Source organism: Mycoplasma sp. CSL7503-lung (genome assembly GCF_025515455.1).
Taxonomy (GTDB): Bacteria; Bacillota_I; Bacilli_A; order Mycoplasmatales; family Metamycoplasmataceae; genus Mycoplasmopsis.
This window is the reverse complement of record NZ_JAOPHP010000010.1, coordinates 1-26,566: the sequence shown is the minus strand read 5'-3', so window position 1 is coordinate 26,566 and position 26,566 is coordinate 1. Positions and strand designations below refer to the sequence as shown.

The 26,566-nt window shown below is 25.6% G+C and carries 18 protein-coding genes and 1 tRNA gene; 12 read left to right on the top strand and 7 right to left on the bottom strand.

All coding sequences use genetic code 4. The features are described from left to right. Positions 1-3 precede the first annotated feature (3 nt). From rsmI to N9R85_RS01940, 7 genes are all read right to left on the bottom strand, one after another. Entirely contained in the window at positions 4-708 is a 705-nt protein-coding gene (rsmI, locus tag N9R85_RS01970) for a 16S rRNA (cytidine(1402)-2'-O)-methyltransferase (protein ID WP_262858355.1), read from the bottom strand. After that, positions 701-1,648, bottom strand: coding sequence for a hypothetical protein (locus N9R85_RS01965; protein ID WP_262858354.1), 948 nt, complete (start codon positions 1,646-1,648; stop codon positions 701-703). The genes rsmI and N9R85_RS01965 overlap by 8 nt, the downstream gene beginning before the upstream one ends. A 1-nt stretch (position 1,649) precedes the next feature. Continuing rightward, positions 1,650-2,300, bottom strand: a complete 651-nt coding sequence (tmk, locus tag N9R85_RS01960; RefSeq protein ID WP_262858353.1) for a dTMP kinase — start codon at positions 2,298-2,300, stop codon at positions 1,650-1,652. A 22-nt stretch (positions 2,301-2,322) separates the two neighbouring features. Continuing rightward, entirely contained in the window at positions 2,323-2,904 is a 582-nt protein-coding gene (locus tag N9R85_RS01955) for a recombination protein RecR (protein ID WP_262858352.1), read from the bottom strand. Beyond that, the gene (locus N9R85_RS01950) at positions 2,904-3,179 is read right to left on the bottom strand and encodes a YbaB/EbfC family nucleoid-associated protein (protein ID WP_316249923.1); all 276 of its coding nucleotides are present in this window, start codon (positions 3,177-3,179) and stop codon (positions 2,904-2,906) included. The genes N9R85_RS01955 and N9R85_RS01950 overlap by 1 nt, the downstream gene beginning before the upstream one ends. 30 nt (positions 3,180-3,209) lie before the next feature. After that, positions 3,210-5,102, bottom strand: coding sequence for a DNA polymerase III subunit gamma/tau (dnaX, locus tag N9R85_RS01945; RefSeq protein ID WP_262858350.1), 1,893 nt, complete (start codon positions 5,100-5,102; stop codon positions 3,210-3,212). A gap of 132 nt (positions 5,103-5,234) precedes the next feature. Beyond that, complete coding sequence (locus N9R85_RS01940; protein WP_262858349.1) at positions 5,235-5,363, bottom strand: hypothetical protein; 129 nt, start codon at positions 5,361-5,363, stop codon at positions 5,235-5,237. Positions 5,364-5,829: 466 nt separating this feature from the next. Between N9R85_RS01940 and N9R85_RS01935 the strand changes: the two genes are divergently transcribed. From N9R85_RS01935 to N9R85_RS01880, 12 genes are all read left to right on the top strand, one after another. Continuing rightward, entirely contained in the window at positions 5,830-6,657 is an 828-nt protein-coding gene (locus N9R85_RS01935) for a hypothetical protein (protein WP_262858348.1), read from the top strand. Positions 6,658-6,920: 263 nt separating this feature from the next. After that, positions 6,921-9,485 (top strand): DNA topoisomerase (ATP-hydrolyzing), encoded by a 2,565-nt coding sequence (locus tag N9R85_RS01930; RefSeq protein WP_262858347.1) that lies wholly within the window; start codon positions 6,921-6,923, stop codon positions 9,483-9,485. A gap of 116 nt (positions 9,486-9,601) precedes the next feature. Next, complete coding sequence (locus tag N9R85_RS01925) at positions 9,602-15,391, top strand: ZmpA/ZmpB/ZmpC family metallo-endopeptidase (RefSeq protein WP_262858346.1); 5,790 nt, start codon at positions 9,602-9,604, stop codon at positions 15,389-15,391. Between the two features lie 287 nt (positions 15,392-15,678). Then, complete coding sequence (gene tuf, locus N9R85_RS01920; protein ID WP_262858345.1) at positions 15,679-16,866, top strand: elongation factor Tu; 1,188 nt, start codon at positions 15,679-15,681, stop codon at positions 16,864-16,866. Between the two features lie 164 nt (positions 16,867-17,030). Next, positions 17,031-21,212, top strand: a complete 4,182-nt coding sequence (locus N9R85_RS01915) for a hypothetical protein (RefSeq protein ID WP_262858344.1) — start codon at positions 17,031-17,033, stop codon at positions 21,210-21,212. A 135-nt stretch (positions 21,213-21,347) separates the two neighbouring features. Next, positions 21,348-21,575 carry a 30S ribosomal protein S16 gene (gene rpsP / locus N9R85_RS01910; protein WP_205852225.1) on the top strand — a complete coding sequence of 76 codons (228 nt, stop codon included), beginning with the start codon at positions 21,348-21,350 and terminating at the stop codon, positions 21,573-21,575. Between the two features lie 7 nt (positions 21,576-21,582). Continuing rightward, on the top strand, positions 21,583-22,269 hold the full coding sequence (gene trmD / locus N9R85_RS01905; RefSeq protein ID WP_262858343.1) for a tRNA (guanosine(37)-N1)-methyltransferase TrmD: 687 nt from the start codon (positions 21,583-21,585) through the stop codon (positions 22,267-22,269). Next, entirely contained in the window at positions 22,259-22,612 is a 354-nt protein-coding gene (rplS, locus tag N9R85_RS01900; protein ID WP_262858342.1) for a 50S ribosomal protein L19, read from the top strand. Before trmD ends, rplS begins: the two co-directional genes overlap by 11 nt. 72 nt (positions 22,613-22,684) lie before the next feature. Then, positions 22,685-23,752: a hypothetical protein gene (locus N9R85_RS01895; protein WP_262858341.1), complete on the top strand. Its 1,068-nt coding sequence runs from the start codon at positions 22,685-22,687 to the stop codon at positions 23,750-23,752. A gap of 234 nt (positions 23,753-23,986) precedes the next feature. Continuing rightward, positions 23,987-25,114: a trigger factor-related chaperone gene (locus tag N9R85_RS01890; RefSeq protein ID WP_262858340.1), complete on the top strand. Its 1,128-nt coding sequence runs from the start codon at positions 23,987-23,989 to the stop codon at positions 25,112-25,114. 21 nt (positions 25,115-25,135) lie between these two features. Further along, positions 25,136-26,218, top strand: coding sequence for an Atu2307/SP_0267 family LLM class monooxygenase (locus tag N9R85_RS01885; RefSeq protein WP_262858339.1), 1,083 nt, complete (start codon positions 25,136-25,138; stop codon positions 26,216-26,218). Positions 26,219-26,354: 136 nt separating this feature from the next. Next, a tRNA-Trp gene (locus tag N9R85_RS01880) sits at positions 26,355-26,429 on the top strand. Positions 26,430-26,566: the final 137 nt, after the last annotated feature.

Sequence of the window (26,566 nt, the reverse complement as noted above, 5' to 3'; positions counted from 1 at the left end):
TTGCTATTTTTTATACTTATTAACTTTTTCTCTCTTTATTTTGGGAATATTTAAAACTAAAGTAAATTCACCCTTTATACTATCTAAACTTTGATACTTAGATAATAATTCACTTGCAGTTCCGAAATCTCAAGTCTCATATATTTTTGTCAATTCTTTAGTTAAACACAATTGTTCAAAACCTTTGAAAACATTATGAATATCTTCAAGTGTTTTTAATAATTTATGAGGAGATACAAAATAAATATAGGTTCCTATAGTTAGCTTCTCTAATTCATGAATCCTTTGGATAGTTTTATCTTTTATAAACCCACAAAAAGTAAAATTATTGGAAAATGATGATCCTGCAAAAGCCGTTATTACAGCACTAACACCAGGAATAATTTCTAAATCTATATTCTTTTCTCTAGATAATTTAATTAAATCAAAGCCCGGATCTGAAACAACAGGCATACCCGCATCAGAAACTAGTGCAACATTTTGACCACTTTCAACTAATTTAATAATACCTTTTGCCGAATTAGACTCTGTATGTGCATTATAAGTTATTAATTTTTTTCCTAGTATATTTAGCTTACTTAATAACTTAAATGTTACTCTAGTGTCCTCACAAGCAATGATATCAACATTTTGTAATGTTTCTATGGCTCTTAAAGTTATATCTTTAAGATTCCCTATCGGTGTTCCTACAATGTATATTTTACTCATAAAACCCTTCTAATTTAATTAGTAATATCGTTTTTTGTAAATTAAAATCTGCAATTGGTAAACTCTCTAAAAAGCTAGATATTTCTTCTATAAATTTCAATAAATTTATATTTTTTTCAAGAACAAGAATATTTGAATCTTTAATCTTTTTCATATATTTATTATCTAAATCAATAAACGAAGAAGTAGACATAATTAAATTCAATAATAAATTAACAACAAAAGTATTTTGTTCTATCTCTGTTTTTATTAGCAACTCATCAAGTAGCACAAATAATTTATAAAAATAACTTGTTTTTGATGTTAAACTTTTAATAAATAACGTAATAATGTCACTATAAATTTTTATATATTTATCTTTTGATTCCATTACTTTACTAAGCATGTGATAATTATTTTTAAATAAAGTAATCAAAACAGGATTAAAATCATTATTACCATATATTTTATTAATTCATTCTAAAGTCAAGATGTCAGATGCATTAAAGTTTAATATTTGAGATCTAGACTTTATTGTTGGTAAAACTAAATTTAAATTCTTTGTTGTTAATACAATAAAAATATCATCCACAGGTTCTTCTATAAATTTTAATATTGAATTTAGCGCATTTATTGAACTATTATCAACATTTTTAACTATAAGTATTTTTTTCTTATTCGAACTAGCAAAAGTCATATTATAAAAAGTATTTTGATATTCTTCTTTTGTTATACTTTTAAAACTTCCATCCAAATAAAAAACATTAGAATATAAATTATTAAAATCTATTTCGTTTGTAAATTCGATATTATTATTATTATTATTTTCATTTAAAATATTAATAATATTAAAAATAACAAAATCATCATTGAATTGATTTTGTAAATTTAATAAATATAAATGTGATGTTTGATTATTTTTAACCGCTTTCTCAAGGTAATCAAAATTTTTATCATTCATTTTAATTGCCTTTCTTTAAATAATTAATAAATTTTTTATTTTTAATTATAAGATTGAATATTTCGTTAGTGACATCTTCCAGTGTTCCGGAAGCATCAACAACTATGAAACGTTCAGGGTCTTCACTAATAATTTGTTTATAACCTAGATATACTTTTTTATGAAAATCTATGTTTTCTAATTCTAAGCGATCTTCAACAAGTCTTGTTTTAGATCTTCTTTCTTTACTTTTTTCAGGAGTAATGTCTAAAAAAATTGTCAAATCAGGAATAGCATTATCGATAATTAAATTTGTAAGATCTTTAACAAATTTATAACCTAATCCTCTAGCAAAACCTTGGTACGCATAAAAACTATCTATATATCTGTCACAAAAAACAAGTCTTTTATTTTTTAAAGCAGGTCAAATAACTTTTTCTAAATGAATTCTTCTACTTGTAGAATACAACATAGCTTCTGCAACAGGAGATAAATCACTTGAACTGTCTAATATTATTTCTCTAATTCTTTCAGCTTCCTTTAAATCTTTCCCTCCAGGCTCTCTAGTTACTAAAAAATCAATATTTGAAAATCTTTCTTTTATTAATGTAATTAGTTTTGATAAAATTGTAGTTTTTCCACTACCATCAAGTCCTTCAAAAGTTATAAACATATCTAATTCTCTTTTCTATTTATTATTTACGATTTTTAAGTGAAAAATTAAGAGTGCCTTGGTCAATATAATCAACCGATGCACCAATTGGTATTCCTATTGCTATTTGTGTAACATTAATATTATTGGATTCTAAAAAACCCTTTAAGACAGTGCTAACTATTTCTCCTTCTAAATTGGGTGAAATACCTAAAATCACTTCATTAAAGTTTTTAGAATGTTCAATTAATTTAGCTATAAGATCGCTATTTTCGTTTATTTCATTTTGTGTGTTTAATTTTTTGTTAAAAACAAAATATTTTCCCTTATAAAATTCACCTTTTTCAATTTTATCTAATATTTGTAAATTTTCAATAACTAAAAGGGTGTTTTCTCGATCTGAATCATTACAAATACTACATTCTAAACCATCTTTTGGTCTAGAACAAAATTCACATAAAGAAATTTTTTCTTTTACTATTTTAAAAGAATTCGCAAGTAAACCTACAGTTTGATAATCTTGTTCAAAAATTCAATACACTATTTTTTCTGCTGTTTTTTTACTTATATTTGGTAATTTTGTAATTTTCTTAATAAATTCTTCGATAATTTCAGAATCAAACATTAAAATGGAAGTCCACCAGGTAATGTAGGAGCGTTCTTTTCTTCTTCTGCTTGAATATTTTCGAACAATTCATTAATTGCTACAAGTAATAAGTCTTCTAATAATTCTTTATCATCAGGATCAATTAACGCTTCGTCAATATTTATTTTTTTAAGTTCATAATCACCTGTTGCCAATAATTCAATCCCTTGTTTTTCAAGTGTAAATTCTTTTTCTTTAAATTTCTTTTGAGTATCTTCAAAATCTTTTTGTATTTTTTTTAATCTTTTAATCATTTCTGGATTCATTTTATATACCTCTTCTTTTTATTTTTTTGGCTCTATTAAAGTTATTTTCGGTAAATCATCATTGTTTTTTAATTCATTAATTTTAAATTTATATTCTTTCATAAACATTTCTTTAACCTTGTCCATGCTTTCAGAATCTATGAAGAATAAATGTTTATATCCGTCTTTAAAAACAAAATCTATAAATGTCTGAAAAGCATAACTCAGTTTTTGTTTTTTTAATGCAACAACCTTATTTGAAGGTGCAGAAAAAACAATTGCATTAGGTGTACCTAAAATAATTTTAAGACTTTCTAATTGTTTAACTACATCAAAAAAATTATCTTTGTAATTTTTATTTTCAATGTAATCTTTTAATTTATATTGATATTCTTTAGTTTTGTTTAAATCTATTTTTTGCTTTTTAACTAAAAGTACTAATTTTGTTATTTTTATTAAATCATCTTCATCGTTGTTTTCTTTATCCAAATTAATTTGATGAGTATCAATAAACATGTTCTCGGAGGTGTTAGATAAATTATTATTTAACAAATTGTTTTGCATGTCATTATAATTCGAAACATTATCATCTAATTTATTTATAGACTTCTCGGTATTAAACATAATTTCTCTTGTTTTTTGTTCTAAATCAGAAACTACGGATTCTATTTCTTCTGATTTAATTATATTTTCATTTACTTTAGATTTAAAAATGTTTGGATTATAATAATCTGAATTATCATAAACGAATGGAGTTTGATTATTTTTCTTAAAAACTTCTTTTAGACCGAAATGTTCTTTTTTCTCTTCTTTTTGTTCTGTTTTTATCTCTTCTATCTTAATTGGTTTTAATGTAACATTAGAATTTTCGTTTAAATCAATTGCACTTATCAAACCAAGTTGCAATATCTCAAAGGGAATTTCACTTTTAGCAACTTTAGTAAAAATATCATAAAAAGATTTAGTTAATCTTAAAGCAGAACGAACATTTAAATTTAATTCATGAACTTCTTCCGTATTCAAATAAGATAGCAATGAAGCATTATTTGTTTGAGAAATTAAAATTCATTCTTTAGTTATATTTAAAAGTCTAATAACCAATTGATTAATATTAACCCCTGATTTATTAAGATCATTTAAAAAACTTATTAATTCATGAATACTTTTAGAACTAATTAGATTAATTATTTTAATGCCGGTTTTATTCGAAATAATTCCGTAATTATTAAAAATATCTTTTTCATAAATTGTTTTATTATTAAATGAACTACATTGATCCGCTATAGATAGAGCATCTCTCATACCACCTGTAGCTAAAGAAGCAATTGTTCTTAAGGCGCTCATTTCATATGTTATTTGTTCTTTGTCTAAAATTAATTGTAAGTGATCTACAATATCATTTTCTGTCATTCTTCTAAAATTAAATCTTTGAACTCTAGAAAGGATTGTTAAAGGTATTTTTTGCGGATCTGTTGTAGCTAAAATAAAAATAACATGTTTTGGAGGTTCTTCAAGTGTCTTTAATAACGCATTAAATGCAGTATTAGATAACATATGAACCTCATCTATTATATATACCTTAAAAGGACTATTAATAGGACTTTGTTCAACTTTTTGTTTTAATTCTCTAATTGAATCTACACCATTATTCGACGCAGCATCCATTTCAATTATATCTAAATTATTTTGAGAATTTTCTAGACACATTTTGCACGCTTCAGTTAAATCGTTGCTATGAAAACAATTAAGTATAGATGCAAATATTTTTGCAACAGACGTCTTACCAGTACCTTTAGGTCCTGAAAATAAATAGGCATGACTTACTTTACGACTCTGCAAAATATTTTTTAATGTTTCAACTACAAATTCTTGACCAACAACTTCATCAAATTTTGTTGGTCTATATTTTCTATAAAGTGCTTTGTAACTCATATACCTCCGTAATTTAAAATAAATTTTTAAATAATATTAATTATATAATAATATGTTTTATTCACTAAAAATTGAATATAAAAATAAGGTATTTACCTTATCTATAAAATATTATTAAAATAATTTAAAGGACTAAGCAACTTGCAATTTTTCTTGTCTTCTTAAATCTCTTGCACGCTCTTTTGATAATTTTTTAGATCTTTTTTCAGCACGAAGTTTATTTTTTAATCTAACAACTTTTCTCATTTTTAATCCTTTCATTCGGGTTTATATTTTTTGTGTAATACAAAAATTTTACATTAAAATTTATTTTTTTAAAATAAAAATTAGTAAGCAAAGTAATTATGACATTTCATAATATAAAATTAAATTTAATTTCATAAGTTCATAAGAATATTTGATATTGATAATTTAATGTTTTAATTTATTAAATTAATATTTAATTGTTTAAATTATTATGAACTTAATAAATATAAAATAAATAATATTTTAAAAAACTAAATGAATCTTATCTAATTTGAGCAAATATACTACCTACACAATCAAGTAAGTTAAAATTTATTGAAAAATAATCTTTATGGAAAAAATGGAATTTAATTACATTCACAATGTTAAAATAAATGTTTTTCTTTTTTTAAATATTTTATATAATACTTTTTATATATTTTTAATGTAGATAACTAAAAAATAATTTTGAAAAAATATATTTAAATAAAATGAGGAAAAAATGAAAAAAATAGATTTATTAACATTTTTAGGATTAGCAGTTTCACCTATGATTGCAATTTCATGTGCTAATTCAAAAACAAGCAATTATAACTTTAAGAAAAATACAAAGTCAAGCGAAAATAAAAATAATACAAACGCAACCATTAAAGATTTAGAGGATGAAATAAAGATAAAAAAAGAAACAATTCATCAACTAGAGTCTGAATTAAACCCGCTTAAAGAAACAAACTCAACATTAAGCACAAAAATAAATACCTTAGAAGAAACAATTAGTTCTAAAGATAAAGTAATTAGTGAACAAAAAAATATTATCGAACACAATAGCCCTAGCAACATCAAAAAAGAATATGCTAAAAATATTTTTGACACTACTGTTACAGTCTTAAATTCATATAAAACAAACTCAGATCTTGCTAACTTTGATAATATTAATGAAACTCTCGACTTAAACATTAGTAATTTTGTACAAGTTAACGCTTATATTGAAAATTTAATTAATGAAAATTCCACAGAATTAAATAACAAAGAAGCAATTATTGCAAAAAACACTAAATTATTAGAAGGTCTAAAAACTAAAAAAGATGAATTTCATACTATGCTAAAAAAAGCAAAAGAAAACTTTATGAAAAAAATTAATGAATTGACTAAACAAACAGATAATTCTAACTCACATTTAAATGATCTAATTGATTGAGTTATAGAATTAATTAAAAATGAACCTGATTTTGAATCTAATTTGTATTTTCAAAAAGTAAATGATTTACTAACTCAATCATTTGAAAAATGAAAATCTCTTGTAGGTTATAACGAACAAGGCGATAATTAATTAGATAAATCTTATTTATTAATAAAAAATGAACCCATTAAATGAAAAATATTTATTAGAGGTTCATTTTTTATTATTTAACAATCAATAAAATAAAAGATATTTAATACATTCTAAAGCAATAAAACTCAATTTAAATTTATTTAAGTATTAATTAAGTGTGATAAATTTATTTTCATAGTAAAAATGGATCTATAATACTCTTTAAAGACTTATTTAAATAAAAATTAAATAAACTAATATAATATAATTACGAGGTATTTATGAAAAATAAACATATTGTCGAAAACATAATTGAAGAATCATTAGATAAAATAATGTCTGATAGATTTAGAAAATATTCTAAGTATGTCATCCAAGATAGAGCAATCCCAGATGTAAAAGATGGGTTAAAACCGGTACAACGTAGAATTCTTTATTCTATGTTTGTTTTAGGTTTAGATGCTGATAAACCTTACAAAAAATCAGCTAGAATTGTTGGGGATGTAATTGGTAAATATCACCCGCACGGAGATAGTTCTGTTTATGAAGCTATGGTTAATTTAAGTCAATGATGAAAATCTAATATACCACTTTTAGATATGCATGGTAATATTGGTTCAATCGATAACGATCCTGCTGCTGCAATGCGTTATACGGAAGTTAGATTGTCCAAAGTTGGACGTTACATTTTAAATGATCTAAAGAAAAATACAGTTTCTTTTGTTCCTAACTTTGATGATAGCGAAACTGAACCAAGCATTTTGCCTTCAATTTTTCCTACATTACTTGTGAATGGTACAAAAGGTATTGCTATTGGTATGGCAACCGAAATGCCTCCGCACAACTTATCCGAAATTATAGATGGCACAATTGCTTTAATTAAAAATCCACAAATTACAACAAAACTTCTTATGGCATATGTGAAGGGACCAGATTTCCCTACCGGTGGAGTAATTAAAGGTACCTCCGGAATCGTTGAAGCATTTGAATATGGGCAAAATAAAAATGAAAGAATTTATTTGTATTGTAACTACAAAACTTATACCGAAAAAAACAATCAATTTATCGAAATTACAGAAATTCCTTTCGGAATTAATAAATCTGAATTAGTCTATAAAATAGACTTAATAATATCAAACGGAGATATTGACGGTGTTATTGATATTAAAGATAGATCTGATCGTAATGGAATCAATATTTTAATAACTTTAGATAAAGATATCAATATAGATAGTGTATTATCATATTTGTTTAGTAAGACTGATTTAAGAGTTAGTTATTCATATAATAACACTGCTATAGATAATGACCAACCTAAAACATTAAATTTAAAACAACTTTTAAGCTCATATATTTCGCATGTTAAAGACATAAAAACAAAAACACTAACATACGATTTAGAAAAAAGTAAATTAAGACACGAAATAGTTCTAGGTTTCATTAAAGTTGCTGAAATTCCGGACAAAGTAATTGAAGTAATTAGAAATTCAGAAGGATCAAAATCTGGCGTAATTGAAAACTTAATTAAGCATTTTCAATTTACAAACTTACAAGCTACAGCAATTGCTGAACTTAAACTTTATCGTTTAAGCAAAACTGATAAAATAGCTTACTTAAATGAAAAAGAAGAGTTAGAAAAAACAATAAAAAGAATTCAATCACTTTTAAATAATTCTGATATTTTTGATGAATACATCATTAGCAAACTTCAAGAAATTAAAAATGAATTTGGAACAAAAAGAAAAACTAAAATTGAAAAAAATGAATTTGATGTTTCTTACAAACAAACCGATTTAATAAAAGAAGAAGAAGTTTATTTTGGAATTTCTAAACTAGGATTTATTAAAAGACTTTCAGATAAAACCTACGATTCAAATAACATTAGTACATACTATTTAAAAGAAGATGATAATTTAATTTACTTCGAAAAAGCTAATACTATGCATAATTTTTTAATTTTTACAAATTATGGAAATTATGCAATAATTCCTATTTATAAAATAAATGAAAATAAATGAAAAGATTATGGAACTTCATTAAGAGATTTAGTTAATTTAGGACCTACAGAGGAAGTTGTTAGTGTTTTCGAAATTAAAGATTGAAATAGCAAATTAAGTGTTGTTATGGGTACCAAAAACGGATATTTTAAGCGTACTAAATTAATAGATTTTGAAGTAAAAAAACTAAACAAAATGTATACAGCAATCAATCTTTTAAACAATGATATTTTATTAAATGCATATTTAAGTAATGACCAAAATAACATTTCTATTATCACTGAAAAAGGTCTAATTTCTTCTTATTCAGAACTAGAAATTAGCATTCAAGGAATAAAAGCTAAGGGAGTTAAAGGTATTTATCTATCATTAAATGATAAAGTAGCAAACTTCACTTTAAACAACGAACAAGATGTTTTAGTTTTCATTTCTAAAGAAGGAAAAATTTTAAAAATTAATGCTAGTCAAATTCCCCAAATTTCAAAGTCGAATAAAGGTAAAAAAATAATTGATGTAAAAACATTTGGTGAAGTAATTGATTTAAATATTTTAAATAATGATAAATGTTTAATAGTTAAAACTAATGATAATAGAACATATTTTGATAATCTAGAATCTTATAAAACATTTAATAAATCTCAAAATTTAAATACAGAAAATTATAATGTTGGAATATATAAAAGAAATATGCAAGATTCTAATTTTAAAAACTACGCTGACTTTAGTCCTGAAACAATTAAAGCAGTCAATAATAAAGTACAAAAAATAGAAAAAACAATAAAACAAAGCGAGAAAAATCTCGATGACATACTTTTAAGAGTTGAAAAACTACTAAAAACTGAGAAATAAAAATATGAGTAAAAAGTAAAATATTCATTTTTTAATTTTTTACTCTTTTTTATATCCTTTTTGAAAAAATGCGTTTTTGGTGTGTGCTATAATATTTATATTAAATAAGGAGATTTATGTCGTTAAATAAAAAGAGAAAAAATATAATTATCGGAAGCGTTATTGCGTCGGTAATTTCAATTGGAACAATAGTTGGAGTTAGCGTTCAGGTTTTAAGTAAAAAAAGTGATCCCGGTCGTAAACAAATACCTAAAAGAGAAAATCAAAATGCAATTGTAAATTTAAACGGGGTTTCTTACTTAAATAATAATACAAATAAAGAATTAAAAATTGGTGATATGATCGAGTTAAAACTAGATATCCCTAATGGAAAAAAAGTTTCCGAAATAAGAATAAATAATCAAAAACAATCAATTCAATTATCTGAACAAAACACATTTAATTGAGTAATAAATGAACAAAACACAAATATAGAAGTTATTTATAGTGATTTTCAAAACTTTAAAGTCGAATTTTCAAATAATATTTCCCTAACAACACCCAATGTTAATTTAAGTAATGTTAAAGAAGAAACTTTACTTGAATTTTCATTTCAAATACCAGAAGGTAAGGACATTAATTCATTAACAATTAATGATGAAGAATATAAGAGCCATATTTCTAACAATTCATTTAGTTATAAAATTAATTCAAATACTACAATAAACCTTACATTCAAAGATAAGGAATCTAATGTGTTTGTCGAACAAAATAACAATGATAAAGACGGACAATCAAATAACAATGATAAAGAAGTTTCAAATGAAGTTCCGAGAGATTCAAATAATGATCGAACAGATTCTGGAGAACCAAAAAACCCAGAAAATAGTAACCAAAAAAATGAAATTGTAAAAGAAATTCCTGAAGAAAAAAATAAAAATTCAACCTTGAATTTACAAGGTTTCTTAGAAGAAAGCAAAATAGTAGAACAAGGTAAAGTTGTAACATTAAATCTTAAAATCCCAACAAATAATCATTTAGTTTCTTTAACTGTAGATGGAGTTGATAAAAAAGACCAAGTTATTAACGGACAATTTAGTTTTACACCAGAAAAAGATACATATCAAGTAAATGCAACATATTCTTTAAATACATATTCTTTAACCTTGGAAAACTCAGAATTATCTATCGAAAATAACGCAAATAAAGCAAGTATAGATTATAACAGCGAAGTTATTGTAAGTATAAATGTCCCTGATGGTAAAAAAATTCAAGAATTAATGGTAAACGGTTCTAATAAAAGAAGAGAAGTCGATTCTAATAATAAATTTAGATTTAATATTAAGAACAATACAACGGTTAGTGTTAAGTTTAAAGATACAGTACACCAAGTTAAAAATTATCCACTTACTTTGGGAAGTAATTTAGTAACATCAAGTCATATAAATCTTCAAAGCGTACCGGAAAATTCAACTATTAGAGTTTTCTTTGACATACCTTCTGGGCAAGAGATTTCAACCTTAACTGTTAATAACCAAAATAAATTATCGAGCATCGATGAATCCAAAGCCTTCATAGATTTAACAATGGATGAAGCAAAAAATGTTCAAGTTACTTTTAAAAATAGATCTAATGCAAATAAAACTGTATACGTAGGTACAAACAATAGAAACTACACTGATTTCGGTGTATACATTTATAAATCAAGTCAAATTTTCAAAGATAACAACAATAATAGTCCTATTTTTGGTGCTAAAGCGGGAGATTTAATACTTTTAAAAATTATTTTTGAAAACGAGCAAAAATCTATAGATAAATTAATTTTAGATACACTTCAAGGAAGAAAAATTGAACTACAATCTAATATTGTTGGAGATTTAGCATTCGTAAAAGTCGTTGATGCTTCGGTAAATGATATAAACGTAACGTTTAAAGAAAAACCTAAGAAAATTGTTGATAAATCAAAATTATTAGAAGCAATTAGATTAGCAGAAGAAAAAAAGAAATCTTCTGCATATATTTTTGAAAAAGATGGAGAAATTAAACGAGTATTTGATGATAGTCTTAAAGATTCTATTAACATAAAAGACAAAGAAAATGCAACCGAAGAAGAGGTAAACGTTTCAGCCGAAAAACTAATAGACTCAATGGATAATTTAAACGGTCAATATAATAAAAAATCATTTGATTTTAAAGATATTAAAAATGTCGAATTATTTAATGTTGATAATGGAATTCAAAAAGTGGCCGGTTTAAGCGGAGAAAACTTTGATTATAATAAATATTTTGCAAAAATTACTAATGGAGAAGAAATTTTTAATCTACCAATTAGAAATATAACAAGAGTAAATAATAAATATGAAGTTACAATCAATAATGATAGATTAGTATACTTTAACTCTTCAAACGATGCAATAGATCATTTTAGTTTTTATGTTGATCAAATATCAACTGAACAAGGTGCTATAACATCATTTAGTCAACTTGTTTCTGAAATAACAAAAAATCCTAGCGGTACATTTAAAATAGGGTCCGACTTATATGCATCAAATACAAATGAAGATGCATATATAATGAATGAATTTACAGGTACATTAACAAGCTCCGAAAATAAAAGTTATACCATTTATGGATTGAATAAACCTTTGTTCAATCAATTAACAAATGCTACTCTTGAAAATTTTAAAATAAAAAACTCTACTTTAGAACTAACTAAAAATGGTGGTGTAATATCTATAGCAGCAACTAGTTCTAATATAAGACGTTTAGAAATTGAAGCAACAGTAAATTATAGACGTTCACAAACTGATACTACTTATGTTGGAGGTATTTTCGGTTCTTTATCCGGCGGGACCGGAACAAACGACAAAAAAATTGAAAAAAACATATTTAACGTTAATTTAAACATATTTAATGGCTCCACAAACGGACAATATTATGGTATTGTAGCTTCTAGATCATATAATATTGATTTGACCAAAAACTATATTTTAGGAAATATAACTAGCGACCAAAACTTACAAAACAAAGTAGGTTTAGTTATAGGTAATAATAGTAATAAACTAACCACAATGAACGAAAATATTATAAATGTTCATAATAGTATAACTTCTAACATTATGGGAAATGAAAATTCAGAAACAATAGAAAATAATTATATAGTTACTGAATCAACAACTGATGAAACTCACATTTCAAAAAGGGAATTAAATCAAAAATTACTAAACCTTGAAATAATTAAAAACGAAGCTAAATTAAACGTTTTTGATAAAGTTAATTATGCAAGCGTAAATAATTATGATTCAACAAGAATTATTGCATATAAAAATATGTCTAAATTAGTTCCTCTATATGATAGAAACACAATAGTAGAATTAGGTAATTTAGTAAGCACCTCAGATATTCTTTATACAAAAGAAATAAACTCAGTAATCACGTTAACTAAAGATGATATTTTCGCAACAAATTTATATAACAAAGATTTAATAAAAAAAGTGTTAGTTAAATTCAATGATAATACTATACAAGTTTATGAATTAAGTTCTCCAGTTCAATTTGATAACACAAATATCTATGAATATACATTTAACGATAATCTTAAATTCACACCAAGACAATTTTTAAACAAAAATCAACAATTAATTGATGAATTAGCCCAAGAATTCAATTCATTAACACTTAATTCAACCGAATTCCAAAACTTAGTAGGATTAAATGAATATAATGATAAATTTAGATCAAATATTCGTGATGAAAAAATGAAACAAAGTTGACCTGGTGAAACAATGGATGCATTATATCTAAATAAAACTTTTGATTATGTTAAAGAACACATTAAAGATTATTTAGAATCTATTATTGCTAATTATAATATTGCAGATTATTCAAACGATACAATTAAAAAATTAATTAAAAAAGAAATTACTGATAACAAACTAAAAATAATGCTAGCTTTAACCTATCTAGAAAGATTATATAAAGTTCAATTCGGAAAATATAATATTAAGAACATAGTATTATTTATACCTGATTTCTACAACGCAAAAATTAAAAACATTGATTTACTAAAAGAAATTGGTTCACTAAAATTTGAAGATTTATTACTACAAAATAATGATAAAGTTTTCAAAGAACACTTGAGCAAATTAATTTTAGAAAATGATAAAAATAGTATTTTCGATTTCCTTGAAATGAATAATAAAATTTTTAACAACAACCAAGTGATGGATATTTGATTGAAAGAATCATCAAAAGCTTACATATATGAATTGAAATCAACAAAATATCCTGATATTGACGTTTCACTATATACAAAACTTAAAAATAAAATAAATGCAAATAAATACATTCTTCCTTTATTAAATCTAACTGAAGATAATGTGTATGTTATTTCTACTATAGCGACAATGTACTTTGGTGGATACGGTCGAACAATTGATGAAGCAATTTGAAATAATAAAGAAGAATATTCTACAGAATTAGAAAAAGCTAAAAACAAAATTAGAGTAAGTGCAGAAAAATTCATGCGTTTCCTTGAACTTATGTATACAATAGCAAATGATCAAGGAAAAGAAGAAATGAAAAATAATATAACTGAAATATTTGAAGGATATTGATTATTATCGAGCCAAAGCGGAGAACCAATCTACAATGATGCAGATGAAAAACGTAGATGAGCGACTGCGCACGATCAAACTTACACTGCAATAAATGACTTTTTCGGACCAATTGGTAAATATTATAGTCAATCAGCTCGTAAAGAATCAGCATATGCAAATCAAAATACAAAAGTTATTAGATTCGATAGTGTTAACTTATTAGATCCAGAAGGAGCTTCAACAATAACTCATGAATTAACACACGTTTACGACAGAAAAACTTGATTGCAAGGAAATGAATATAGACCTGGGCAAGGTCCAGAAGGATATGCTCTCGGTTTATTCCAATCAGTTTCTACTGCTAATGCATATTTCTACGGTTTCAATTTAACAGAAGAATTAAGTGGTGATGTTACAACTAACAATAATATAAGTAGATTTACAAATAAAGAAGATTTCAAAACATATATGCATAATCTTTTTGATGTAACTTACTTAGTTGATGCATTAGAAGCCGAAATTATGTTAAGTAAAAATAATGACGAAAAATCTAAATTCTATGGCAAGTTAGAACTTACAAAAGATAAAGAAAACGAAAGAAATAATAGAAACTTTTACAGACCAGCAGATCAACACAAAAATATAAAAAGTGATGTTGACAAAGGTTACATACACGGAATTGATAAATACAATGAATTAACAGCGAATGAAATAGCTTCACTCCATACATTAGACGACTTAATTGATAAAAACGTAATATTTAAAGGAAATAAATTTAATTTACAAAATGCAAATAATTTTAGTGGACAACGTAATAATGACTATAACTATTACTGAATATCAATGTTTGACCCTATTTTTGCAGGATATCAAAATGATACCGGTGTTGCGGGTGGATTAATTTTTAGAAGAAATGCATTTGAATTATTAGCAGAATATGGATGAGATGACGGTTTAGTTAAATATGCATCTAATGTATTAGAAAAGAATGCTATTGAAAATCAAATTCTATCAGATGCATATGTATATAACCAAATTTTTGGTAATAAATATAATACATACGCCGACTTTAGAAAGGCAATGTATAGAGAAAGGCTAGCTAAAAAAGATAATTTCAAACAAATTACTATAAAATATAAAAATAAAAGTTACACTTTAAATAATTCAAATGATATTAAAAAAATATTAACTATCGCTATAAATGATGATTTAAATAACATAAAATTAAATCCAAAATGAAGCTTTTTCAATAGAGAAGAAGTTAAAAAAGAAATATTAAAAAAATTCAATACATTAACAAATAATTTTAGAACAAGTATCTTTAAATAGTCATAAATAATGGTTGTATAAAATAAAATACATCCATTATTTTTAATTTCATATTCGGTGATAATAAAAATAAAATTTTAATAAAATATGTTAAAATATAAAAATAAATAAAAGATAATTAAAAAAAAATTAATTTATTTATTTTTGGTAAAATATTTTTGCTAACAACATAATAATTAAGGACAGGTTCTAGTTGTAAGGCTAGACTTTGGTGGTTTTAGCGCTAAAACAAATTTTACAAATAAAAATAATTAAATTACAAATTAAATTTTAGAAAGGATTTAAATATGGCAAAATTAGATTTTGATCGTAGTAAAGAACACGTTAACGTTGGAACAATCGGTCACGTTGACCACGGTAAAACAACATTAACAGCTGCTATTGCTACAGTATTAGCTAAAAAAGGATTATCAGAAGCTCGTGATTACGCTTCAATCGATAATGCACCTGAAGAAAGAGCTCGTGGTATTACAATTAATACATCACACATCGAATATCAAACAATGTCACGTCACTATGCACACGTTGACTGTCCTGGTCACGCTGACTACGTTAAAAACATGATTACAGGGGCTGCACAAATGGATGGTGCTATCTTAGTTGTTGCTGCAACAGATGGGCCTATGCCTCAAACACGTGAACACATTCTTTTATCTAAACAAGTTGGTGTTCCTCGTATCGTTGTTTTCTTAAACAAATGTGATATGTTAGAAGGTGAAGAAGAAATGATCGAATTAGTTGAAATGGAAATTCGTGGTCTTCTTTCAGAATACGGATTTGATGGAGATAACGCTCCAATCATCCGTGGATCAGCTTTAAAAGCATTAGAAGGTGATGAACACTACGAAGGTAAAATTATGGAATTAATGGACGCTGTTGATTCATACATTGAAACACCAGTTAAAGAATTCGATAAACCTTTCTTAATGGCTGTTGAAGACGTTTTCACAATTACAGGACGTGGAACAGTTGCTACAGGACGTGTAGAACGTGGAACACTTAACTTAAACGAAGAAGTTGAAATCGTTGGATTACACGCTACTAAAAAAACAGTTGTTACAGGAATCGAAATGTTCCGTAAAAACTTAAAACAAGCTCTTGCAGGAGATAACGCTGGATTATTACTTCGTGGAGTTAACCGTGAAGACATCGAACGTGGACAAGTTTTAGCTAAACCAGGTTCAATCGTTCCTCACACAAAATTCGAAGCTGCAATTTACGTACTTAAAAAAGAAGAAGGTGGACGTCACACTCCATTCTTCAAAAACTATAAACCACAATTCTACTTCCGTACAACAGACGTAACAGGTGGTGTTGTGTTTGAAGCAGGACGTGAAATGGTTATGCCAGGAGAAAACGTTAACTTAACTGTAGAATTAATCGCTCCAATCGCTGTTGAAGAAGGAACAAAATTCTCAATCCGTGAAGGTGGACGTACAGTTGGTGCTGGATCAGTAACAAAAATCGTTAAATAATTTTTGAATAATATAAAAATAAAAGACAAAATGGTATTTCATTATGTCTTTTATTTTTTTTACAATTAAAAAACAACTTCATTTTTATAATTGATAATTATATATCAACATTATTTATAAAGTTATATAATTTAATAATATTAAAAAGTTAAAGGAGTTAACAAATGAAAAAGCGTAATAAATGATTTATTTTAGGGTCAATTGCCATTTCTTTTGGTTCATTACCATCTTTAATAGCTTGTTCAAATAACACAAAAACAAGAAAACCAATACCGAAAAATAATTCAAAAATTGACGAACATAAAACATCTGACAATCATAAAAATGAAGAAAAAGATAAAAATAATGACACAACAGTTGATGAAACATCAAACAATGTAAGCACAGATTCTAATATTGTCAATACCCCAAATAATGTTGAAACAATCGATGCAATTAATGAAGAAAATGAAACAAGAATAGACGATACAGCTTCAGAGGAAAATAGTATAGAAAAAGACAACAAAAATGAAAAGGACACAAAAACTGATAATTTAGATAATTCTGATAAAGAAACTACACAATCAAACGATCCGGCAACAAAAGAAGTTAATGATTCTAATAACATTGAAAAAGAAAAAAATAGTGAAAATGAAGAAGAAATTAAAAAAGAACAAAATATAAGTCCAAATGCAGTCGAAGCTAACACAAATGTGGATCAAAGCAATAATACACATTCATTTAATAAGAATTATAATTTAACCGAAGATTACATAACACAACAAGAAATTAATGTTAAAAATATATCTGAATTCAATATTAATGACGAATATTTCACCGCATATAGAAATTGATTATCAAACAAAACAAACCCTACATATACAAATGTAATTTTTGATAACTCAAAATTTATAGAATATACCTATATTTCTAGTGTATACAACAGATCTACCTTAACAATTCAAATAAAAACTAATTTTGATTTAGAAAATTTCGATGACTATAAATTATCTTACAAACAAGATGAAGATGAAATTAAAGAAATTAATTTGACACAATTAGAAAATTCTAAAAGGGCTTTTGTTGCTACAATAACAAATGTTCCGAAAAACTACAAAATAAAATTAGTTAACTTGAAAAAAACTAATAAAGAAGTTAATTTCAGTTCTAAAGGAGATATTTTATTAGGAAATGATGTTTTAAAAAATCCAACGGGGTTATCAATTTCCAATGACAATGAATGAAAAACGTGAGTAGCAAGCGGAACTAGACATACTTTTAAAATAACATTTACAAATAAATACCAAAGAGCACCATATGTTTCTCAAGATTTAAGACTTGTTTGATTAACAAAAGATAAACAAATACAAAGTGCAAGATTAACTAAAACTAAGAAAAAAGATTATCAAACCGTAAGTAATAATAGTAGTAATTTTGATAAACTTATCGCGGAATCCGATCCTTTTGATGTTACTAATATCGATAGAATACTTGGTTTAGAAATAAAGGATAATAATAATTGGGTAAAAATTAATGGTATTCCAGAAATTAAAATAATCGGTAGAGAAGATGATAATACTCTTTTAAACACTAATGCTCCTAGAATAAATACAGCAACGTTAAATAATAACAATGTTAATGTTAATTTCTTCAATTTAGATTCTTCTTTATCTCAAGAACAAAATATTAATTTTGAAATAAAAAGTTTAGATCCTTTTACTCCCTTTTCTAACGTATATGCAGCAACAAAAAATAATGATAATTCATATACTATAAATAATGTTAGCCTTCCAAAAGATATTTCAAATTTTATAATTACAAGAGTTAATTTTGGAGAACAAATATATAACTATAATATAAATAATCTTGAAACTAGAATAAAAAATACTCCAATTAACAAAAATTTCGAAATTCAAAAATTGAATTTTTATGCTGATGAGACTAACAAAAACATATACGGATCAATAGGTATAAATTTTACAAACGAAGATTTAAATTTATTCAAAAACAAAAACTTAGAATTAACATTTGTTCGTAAAACTGAAATACATTCAGAAAATATCGAAACGGATTTTAGCATTTTTACAAATTTATTTTTGAAAAAACAAAAAGTTGTAGTTCCTTTTGATAAATTACAAAAATTTAATTTAAATGGTTTTTACGAAAATTTTAAATATGAATTAGAAGAAGTTAAAATAGTTGATAAATATTCTTTACAAGAATTTTTAGATTCCACTCATTTTTCATTTAATTCAAAAATACAAAACAATAAATCATTTCTTTATAATTTTAAATATACAAATTTTGATAATAATTATATTGCCGGTGCAACTGAGGGTGAAACAAAAAATAGCTTAATAAGTAAGGAAAATTCCAACAATAAAACACTTGATTACTCACTTCAAAATCATTACGCTACAATAAATTACAATAGAGAAAGATGATATAAGCAAAAAGCAATAATGTATGAAGATTATTTTAATCATGAAATTCTTGGTCCCAGAAAAGAATATCTTAATAGACAATCTGAATTTATACTAACAAAAGATGGAAAGACCGTTAAAACGCATTTTATATCACCACGTGAAGTCATTAACGATCTAAGTTGAACTATAAATAGAGAATTTAATAAAGCGTCTATTGTGAAAGATATTTCACAATATGACGGATTAGAAAATCATCTAGATGATGCAATTTTTGAAATTGGTTTTGAATTCGATCCTAAACAAAGACAAGTTATTGATTTGATAGAACCAGAACCATTTGTAAGATATAATAGACAATCATACAAAATAGATCATTCAAGTAAAAATATGTCTAAGTCATTTGTTTATATTTCTGTTCCTTATAAAGAAATCATTAAAAATAACGAAATAACTGATTTAGGTTTTGAATATTTAGCAATTAGAAATCCAAAAGATGAAGAATTAAAACTAAAACAACTTATTCAATTAAGATATAAATTTAGTGTTAAATATGACTCTAATTCTAAAAAACTGACATATGTTATTGAATCTAAAGATCCAAAAACAAAGATATTTGAAAGACTTGGAGATCACTATTTCTCACTAAATAATTCTGCTTTTTTAGGAAACTCATTATTTTTTGTTCATTGAGTTGATTTTGATTCTGAAAACCAAAAACCAATAACATATATACCAAAAAATAAACCTGGCGTTCTATCTTCTGGTTTAAATCAATTAAACTTTGTTGATAATTATGATTATGTAACAACAACTTTAAGTGGCTCATCAAGACGTGTTTACTTTAATGATACAGAAGAAAATGTTTTAAACGCAAGAAATAGAGTATTTAATTTTGCTCCCGGAGAAAGAGCAGGAGGTGAAGGTACATGAGACGTTATAGGAAAAGTTAATCCTAACGATCCAAATGATTATAAATTTTTCGTAACAACAAATCAACACGTATGAGGTGGAGCACCAAGCAGAGAATTTAAAAACAATAAATTTAATTTGCCTATAAAATTATTCGAACCTGTCGGAGGGTGAGCAATGGGCAAAGCAGATCCTAGAGGTAGAGTTGAAGGTGATAGAATTTGGTCGGAAGCAACAGTTAATGTCGAATTAGTGGCGAACTTTCATAATGATTATACCTTCCCAAATTCAAGTTCATTTTTCAAAAATAATTATGGTGAAATAAATAATAACAGTACATGAGGTATTTTTGGCGAAGGTAGAACCGAACATTCACTTTCAAATGCGGATTTAGTTGTAGGTATAGCTGATTTTAAAGATTTTTATCAAATTTTTGAAGAAAAAGGTGACAAACTTTATTACAACGGTGTCCTTTTTACAGAAAATGATGAAAATATATATCGTACATACAATTTCTTTAAAAATTTAAAAACTTTAAAAACTTTAAAACCAAGCAAGCACAATTTACATTTATCAAGATTAGTTAACTTAAATTGATCAATAGCTTCATTTCCTATTAATGCTCAAGATATTAATGCGGATACAATAAATAATAAAAGATATCGTGAATATATAATCGGAAGTATGGATGACAGAGATATTATAGGACTATCTTACGGTGGTGCAAGATCTAAGTTGCCTGCAATACCTTTAAATGCACTTATATTTGACCTTCAAGGAGGTTCCTCAGGAAGTATGGCATTCGATTCTGAAGGAAATGCAACAGGACTTCTAACAGAATCTACATTCCAAAGATCTAATGTAATGATGATAGATACAAATGGTAGTGCATTTTTAGGAGATGGTAAAACAACTCAAAATCCTGGTTCATTCTACGAGCGAATGAGATTACTTAGTTATTTATACCCCGATAAATATGATAGTTCAGAATTTAACACATTACCAAACTGAGAAAAATTGAATAATGAATAATTTAAAATCACAGATTCGCTTCTGTGATTTTAAAACTTTATTTTTATAAAATATTTTGTTTTATGAAAATATAATATATAATAAATTTACTATTTACTGTCAAGCACTTTTGCTTGACACTTATTAGGAGGTGATATGGTAAAATTAAGATTAAAAAGAATGGGGAGCAAATTTAGACCAGTATACAAAATAGTTGCCGCTGATGCTAGAGCTCCACGTGATGGTAAATTTATTGAAGCACTTGGACACTACAACCCTTCAACAAAAGAATTAGTTCTAAACAAAGAAGCTACAGATAAATGAATTAAACAAGGTGCAAAACCTACTTTAACAGTTGCAAACTTATTAAAATCTTCTAAATAATATAAATATGAAATTTAATTTTTTAACTCTATTTCCAAAATATTTTGAACCTTTTATTAATGAAAGTATTATTAATAAAGCTGTTCAAAATAAATTGCTAGAAATAAATGTAGTAGATTTTAGAAATTTTAGTACTAACAAACATCGCAAAGTGGATGATGAAATTTATGGTGGCGGACATGGACTATTATTGCAAATAGAACCAATTGATTTAGCGCTTGATTCACTACCAAATAGAGGTGGTTATAAAATATTAGTTTCGCCACAAGGTAAAAAGTTCACTCAAGAAATAGCGAATGACTTAGCTAAAAAATATGATCAAATTACATTTATTTCAGGTAGATACGAAGGTTTTGACGAAAGAATTGTTGATTTAGTGGATATTGAATTATCTATAGGAGATTATGTTTTAACAGGAGGCGAACTTCCTTCTATGGTTATGGCAGATTCTATAGCACGTTTGGTTCCAAACGTTATCAAAGCGGAGTCACACATTTACGATTCCTTTCAAGGAGACGGGTTATTAGACTACCCTCAATACACTAGACCTAGAGAATACAAAGGATTAAAAGTTCCTGAAGTATTATTTAGCGGAAACCACAAAGAAATAGAAGCTTGAAAAAAAGAATTTCAATTTAAAAAGACATTAAAAAATAGACCAGACATTATTGAAAGGATTAAAAATGAGAAATAAATTAATTGAAGCTGTTGAGAAATCACAATTACGTACAGATATTCCTACATTTACAACAGGAGATAACGTTAAAGTTTCAGTACGTATCCGTGAAGGTGAAAAAGAACGTATTCAAATTTTCGAAGGATTAGTAATTTCTAAAAAAGAATCAGGAACAAGAGAAACATTTACAGTAAGAAAAATTTCTTACGGTGTTGGGGTTGAAAGAACTTTCCCAGTTCACTCACCATTAATTGCCCACATCGAAGTTGTTCGTTCAAATAAAGTTCGTAGAAAAAGATTATTCTTTATGAGAGATCGTAAAGGTAAAAGTGCACGTCTTAAAGAAATTAAAAGAAAATAATAAATATCATCTTAAACACCATTTCGATGGTGTTTTTAAATAAAATAATATAATTAAATTAAAGGAGGAAAAATGAATAAAAAAATAGAAATTTATATTGATTTTGAAGCTATTACCTCCAATTTCTTGAAAAGAATTTTCAAAGATGCACCACACAATACAGATTGTCCTTACATTTACACTGTAGGTTTTTATAAAGATGATAATTTAATTTTAGAAACCAATTATATAGATTTAGATAAAATATGAAATTTAGAGAATTTAATTCACCAAACAAAAATAATAATGAAGAAAAAATTAATTAATTCTATTAGAAGAATAACTGGAATTAAAAATTTACAAATTACCTCAAACAATATAGATTTCTTAGTTTGAGGTAATTCGCTTGAAGACAATATTATCGAACCTATGTTCGGTTTTAAAACTAAAAATATACAAAAAGGTGGTGGAATTTCGATAGATAAAGTAGTTCCCTCTAAAATATTTAACGAAAAATACTTCAAAAAAATGAATAACATAAAAAATCAAGATGCATTATATAAAGGATCAATCATTAAAGTAAAACCAGAATTTTCTAATGGAGCATTGTGTTCGGTTTTAGGTGCTATTTTGATATTAAACAACTTTAAAAATTCGCGTCAACACAAGAGCTATAAAAGTATTTTGACAAAAGATGAAAGATCGACAGTATTAGATTGCATTGCTAAATATAACAAAGATGATGTAAACAAAATAGCTTTTATACATAAAAATATCGAAAAGAAAGAAATAATAGAAAATCAAATACATAAATATATTAAAATAATAAATAATTTAAGAAACCAAGAAATAAAACTAAATAAAATAAATCATATATTTAAATTATTAGAGAAAAATATTAATTTAAATAAAGAAACAAAAACGGGTGATGCTATAAATAAAATTATAGAAATATTTCAATTAAAAAATCAATTTGATTTTGAAAGTTCAATAAAGTTTTATGAATTTTTACCAATCTTTAAAGAATGCTATAAAGATAATAGTTTTGTTTTAAAAAATGTAAAATTAAATCGTCGTAAAATAAAAGAGCTAAAAGAGCAAATTAAAAGAATAAAAGAAGACATATTACCCTTTATAGCTGATAATGTTTTTAGCGACTAAAAAAGGAAAAACATTAAAAAAAGCCTTTTTTTAGCAAAAAAATAACTCTTTTGCTAAAAAGTGATATAATTAATACGTTAAGTTAAGAGTAATAAGTTTTGGTAATCTTTTAAAAGACTATTAGTTACTTTTTTAATTAACGTTAAATTTAGAGTAGTTAAAAAAAGAAAATGCGACACATTTTATTATTTAGAGCTTCAAATTACTTAGATTAATTTAATATTAAGGAGAAAAATGAAATCATTAACAAGAAAAGTAACTTTAGAAAAAGAATTTTGAATCAATATTCAAAACCAGGCTTTACGTTATTTACAATCAAAAAAACAAAAAGATATAAACCAAACAAAAATTTTAGATGAATCAACTAAAACAATAGTATTTTTTGAAAAAATGAAATTACACGAAGAATTGTTATCTAAATATGAAGATACAAATGTTTATTTACAACCAATTTTAGTTAACAAAAACATTACTATTGAAAAAGCTGAACTTGAATTTAAAGTCTTTTATATAACAGAAGATGAATATAAAGACTTTGCTTCAGACTTAACCGATAGACCAGATTTTAAATTACCGAACAATTATGATGCACAAATTAATACTTTTGTTGAAAATTATATAAAAAACTTTAGCTTTAAAAACGATGTTAAAGGTGAAATAAAAATTAATAATGAAGTAGGTTTAGAAATTTTTAAACCTGATTTAAATAAAAAAGACAAAATAGTATTAATAGCAAATAATAATGATCAAAAAAGTCTTGAATATGCTTTAATTGGTAAAAAAGTAGGTGATAAGTTTACATACAAATTTACTGATGAAGAAACATACGAAATACAAATATTAAACGCAAAAGAAGTTGTAAAAACTCCTTTAAGTGATAATAATGTAAATCAACTTCAAATACCAGAAATAAAAAATTTAAATGATGCAAAAAAATATGTATATGAAACTATTAAAAGCGGAATGGTCGACGAAAGTTTAGTGACATATGGATTTCAAATTGTTGATAAAGTAAGCAAATTAAACCCAAATAAATTTGAATTCCCAACCGAACTTCTTGAGGATAAAATATTAGAAATCGACCCACAAAAAATAACTAATTTAAAACCTGAAGAAATTGCAAATACTATTTTTGATAGATTTGTAGCACAATGGATTTTAATTAAAAGATTTAAATTAAATGCATCACAATCTGATATTAACGAAGAAATTAATAAAATAAATGCTTCTATGACGCCAACTGAAGCAAGTCGAATAAGTATCAGAAAGGTAATAGATATAATCTTAATTAAAAAAATAGGTTTGGTATATTTACAAAAATATCAACCTAATGCTTATAAAGAAAATTTTGAAACTAAATAAAACATTTTTAGAGGAGTAATTATGAAAATTGAATTAGGTATCTCTACATTCGGTGAGACAACTAAATTAGAATCAACAGGAAAAATTGAATCTCACCATAAAAGAATCAAAGATTTAATTGAAGAAATGGTATTTGCCGATGAAGTTGGACTTGATGTTTTCGCTGTAGGAGAACACCATAGAGATGATTTCGCAATTTCTAGTCCTGAAATGATCTTAGCTGCTGGAGCAGTTAAAACAAAAAATATCATTTTAACAAGTGCTGTTACCGTTCTTTCTTCAAACGACCCTGTTAGAGTATATCAAAACTTTGCACATGTAGATTTAATGTCAGATGGTAGAGCCGAAATTATGGTCGGAAGAGGTTCATTCACAGAATCATTCCCGCTATTTGGTTACCAATTAAGAGATTATGACGGATTATTCGACGAAAAATTAGATATGCTACTTGAAATTAAACGTGATATTAACTTAAATTGAAAGGGAACATATACTCAAACAGTTGAAAACAAACCTGTTTATCCAAGAGCCTTAAATATGCCAATTTGAGTAGCAACAGGAGGAAATCCTAACTCAACAATTGATATAGCAACACGTAAATTACCAATTGTATATGCAATTATTGGAGGAAATCCACACGATTTCAAACCACTTGTACAAGCATATCGTGCAATCTATAAAGAAGCTTCTAAAGCTGATAAAAACCCATCATTTGAAAATATGAAAGTTGGTTCACACTCATGAGGTTATATTGATGAAACTGATGAAATTGCAGCACAAAAATACTGACATCCAGTTAAATTATTCGTTGACCGTATAGCAAGTGAAAGACCACACTGAACCGAACTTACAAAAGAAAGATATGAAAGAATGATTGGTCCTGATGGAGCAGTATTCGTTGGAAGTCCAGAAACTGTGGCTAAAAAAATTATTAGTGTAATAGAAACAGTTGAATTAAATAGATTTTTAATTCACCTACCAGTTGGTTCAATGGATCATAAAGACATTATGAATTCAATTAGATTATTTGGTGAAAAAGTTGCACCAATTGTTAGAAAATATTTCGAAGACAAAGAAGATTTTGCGGTTAAATACATGAAATAATATTTTAAACGAACATTCATAGAATTGTTCGTTTTTTAATAAAATTTAAGTTCAAACAAAGAATATTTACATAAGTTTTTAACATAAAATTTGCTATATATAAAAAATAATGTATAATATTAGCACTTATATTGTTAGGGGTATAGTTCAACGGTAGAACAACAGGCTTCAACCCTGTGTGTTGTGGGTTCGAATCCTGCTACCCCTGCCATTTTTTTTATTAAGTTAGGTGAATAAAATTTGACACAAAACTCATATTAATTTTTTATTGATATGAGTTTTTTTCATTTTAATTTATTAAATTATATATTATATTAACACCGAAAATAATATAACTCAAATTATATT